The sequence below is a fragment of the Pseudomonas sp. 58(2021) genome, from assembly GCF_017491585.1.
GTDB lineage: Bacteria > Pseudomonadota > Gammaproteobacteria > Pseudomonadales > Pseudomonadaceae > Aquipseudomonas > Aquipseudomonas fluorescens_BT.
The window spans coordinates 1-259 of record NZ_JAFGYZ010000072.1 but is presented as its reverse complement, the minus strand read 5'-3'; the positions used below and the strand labels follow the sequence as shown (position 1 = coordinate 259).

Genomic DNA, 259 nt, shown 5'->3' with positions numbered 1-259 from the left:
AAGCTGTGCGCTGCCACGCTCAACCCCGTAAGGTCTTTGGTCCAGATGCCGGTGGATGGGTCCGCTGTGGCGTTCCCTTTGCTGACGGCCCCGTCGAGGATCTCCACCTGCTGGCCCTTGCTGGCGGCGCCCGTCAGTTTCACGGTTGTGTCGACGGTGGTGCCGCCATCTGGAATCACGGTGCCTTTGGAATCCTGGGCGTTGGTGATGGTCGGCGCCGCCGCCGCAGTCACGGTCAGTGTCCGTGCCCCTGAAGTCT

1 pseudogene is annotated in these 259 nt (G+C 64.9%); it reads right to left on the bottom strand.

The annotated features are described in order from the left end of the window. Positions 1-233: pseudogene (locus J5M72_RS29265) on the bottom strand (Ig-like domain repeat protein); the annotation flags it as partial. Between the last annotated feature and the right edge of the window lie 26 nt (positions 234-259).